Source organism: Candidatus Cybelea sp. (genome assembly GCA_036489315.1).
Lineage (GTDB): Bacteria > Vulcanimicrobiota > Vulcanimicrobiia > Vulcanimicrobiales > Vulcanimicrobiaceae > Cybelea.
Map to the genome: position 1 here is coordinate 1 of DASXFZ010000033.1, position 2533 is coordinate 2533.

3 protein-coding genes are annotated in these 2533 nt (G+C 62.5%); all 3 read left to right on the forward strand.

Features of this window, described 5'->3' with window-relative positions; genetic code table 11:
* Positions 1 to 354 precede the first annotated feature (354 nt).
* The 3 genes from VGG51_07805 (at position 355) to VGG51_07815 (ending at position 2305) form a co-directional block, all read left to right on the forward strand.
* Positions 355 to 1131 carry a site-specific integrase gene (locus VGG51_07805; GenBank protein ID HEY1882928.1) on the forward strand — a complete coding sequence of 259 codons (777 nt, stop codon included), beginning with the start codon at positions 355 to 357 and terminating at the stop codon, positions 1129 to 1131.
* A gap of 23 nt (positions 1132 to 1154) precedes the next feature.
* On the forward strand, positions 1155 to 1319 hold the full coding sequence (locus tag VGG51_07810; protein HEY1882929.1) for a hypothetical protein: 165 nt from the start codon (positions 1155 to 1157) through the stop codon (positions 1317 to 1319).
* A gap of 569 nt (positions 1320 to 1888) precedes the next feature.
* The gene (locus VGG51_07815) at positions 1889 to 2305 is read left to right on the forward strand and encodes a hypothetical protein (GenBank protein ID HEY1882930.1); all 417 of its coding nucleotides are present in this window, start codon (positions 1889 to 1891) and stop codon (positions 2303 to 2305) included.
* Positions 2306 to 2533 lie beyond the last annotated feature (228 nt).

Here is a 2533-nt window from a genome sequence, read left to right on the forward strand (position 1 = left end):
TCGCCAACTCGCTAATGCAAACGGTTCTCCCGGCTTCGGCCTCGGTGTCAGCGGCGGCGTTGTAGCTCAGCCTTAGAGTGTAGCCGTCAAAGGAATGAATCTTTAATCCGCGCTCGGCCAGAATAATAAGCGCGTAGGCGGTACGGTCATCAAGCCGCATCGGCTCTTGCTCCCAGCATACTCACGCCGGCATACTTACCCGTGCTCCCGGGGTGCTCAACCACACGGTCAGCAATGACAGCGCCTCCGTCCCGGACTTGAAGCTTACGGGGTTAGATTAGTTTTTGGTAGCATAGAAGGAAGGCCTCAACGAGCAGTCACTCGCCGAGGCCGAGCCACCGGAAAGGATCTCCGATGACCTCCAATATTCTACCGCAAGTCCTCCCCGCCGGCGCAAGCGCCGATAACCGCGAATACTCAGCCCTATGCGAGGTCGACGGGGTCGTCGATCGCGCCCGCGAGTTCGTCGAGGCGTCTCAGTCCACCGCGACGCGGCGCGCTTACGCCTCCGACTGGCGCGACTTCGAAGGCTACTGCTCGAAGCGGGGGTACGCGTGGCTACCGGCGACACCGCAGACCCTCACCGTGTACCTTACGGACCTGGCGGATCGCGCGAAGTTCGCAACGATCAAGCGGCGCGTGGCGGCGATCTCGCAGACGCATAAAGAACGAGGCCTAGAGTCGCCCACAGCGCATGAAATCGTGCGCAGGGTAGTTCGGGGCATCGGACGGACCATCGGGGCCGCACAGGTCAAGAAAAGCGCCGTTACACTCGACCATCTGCGAGCGATGCTGCTCGAGATCCGGGGCGACGACCTGAAGGCGAAGCGCGACCGCGCCATTCTGCTCCTTTGCTTCGCCGCCGCGCTCCGTCGCAGCGAGCTCGCCGCGCTCACGATCGAGGATCTGACGTTCTGCCGCGAGGGGCTACGCATCGTGATCCGCCGCTCGAAAACCGACCAGGACGGCGCCGGCGCGTTCGCGCGCTGCGTCAGTGGATCGACGCCGCCAGCATCACCTCCGGCCCCGTCTTTCGGACGTTCTCGCTTCAGAAGCAGCTCTCAGCACGCGCGCTCGACGGCCAGGACGTCGCGAATCTGGTTCAAAAGCTGGCCCGCAACGCGCGCCTAGACGGCGACTTCGGCGCCCACAGCTTGCGAGCCGGCTTCGTAACCGTCGCGGCGCAGGCCAAGGTCTCGCTCGACGCGATCGCGCGCACCACGCGCCACAAATCCCTGTCCGTGCTCATGGGCTACGTTCGGCCGGCGCAAGCCTTCGATGACGTTGCCCCTCACCTCAATGATCTCGTAACCGCTTAATCACTATCGGCGGGGGCGCCCGGTAACGACCCTCCGACCGTCCAATCAGGAATGGAGGTTCCGAAAATGAACAACGCAATCGTACCCCATGAAGCGCCGCTATCAGGCGCCTCGCGAGACGTCGTCGAACTCTTCGACCGACTTGATCCAGAATCTCAGGCCGAGCTCGTATGGCGCGCGCGCGACTCCGAGAGAGCCGAGCTCTTCGAAATGTTCGACCGTCTCGACGCCGCGACCAGGGCGGTGATTCTGAGGCGGAGTTTGCAGAGTGGCTTTCCGTGCTGCCGCTGCGTCCTCTTCCGACTCTGCTGCATCGCGGTGCACCACAAGAAAACCGCGCTGCACCTTCGGAATCGGAGCCAGCCGCGCTCGGTCTACCGGGTAACGTTGTCGCTTTTCCCGGGACGCGCCGGTAATGACCGAGCACGATAACGTGATCCTTTTTCCCGTCTCAGATGATACCGCGCGGCGACGCTGGACGAACGCCTGCCGTGACTTCGCCGCGTGGCTCAGGTCGCCGGACTTTCAGTGCCGCCGTCACCCTTCAACGCCGCAACAGGGGTTCCCAAATGAAGAGTAAGGTGAAAGCTGCGACGTCCAGTGCGCCCGAGGAAGCCATGGCCATTGCGCGCGAGGCCGAGTACGCAGCGGTCGACTGGACTCAAAATCCTGAAAATGATCGTGAGGCCGAGCTGCGTGCTGCCGCCATCGCGCATATAAAGAACGACGAAGCTGAGCGTGAGGCAAGGAGCAAGTCCTTCCTCAAATATAAAACCACCCACGTTGCGCTGCACACGTTAACGCACCTCGAGAGCCTGGTTGACTTTGAGGCCGAGATCATCGGCGCCGATCTCTACGACGCAATCGAAAAGTGGCAGGCACTCCACGACCAGGAGAAGGCCGCGAACGCCGCGATCGAACGACGCCGACTGTTCGAGGGAGCGCGCAAGCAAATGGGTAGCGCCGAGTCAAAACCCAAACCTTAAGCCGATCGATCGACGTCCCCGAGGAGCGCTCGCATTTAGCGGGCGCTCTTTTTTCGAGCGGCGCACCCGTCAGATATGGCGAGGGGACAGCCACGCTCGGCCATCCCCTCTGAGGACCGACTACACCGGGTCGGGTCATCGCGTCCCGATCACGGCACGGAAGTTTTTTGCGTCGTGGTCGAGCCGCTCCCTTTTCCTCGCGACCATTAGGCTCGCCGCGCCACGAAA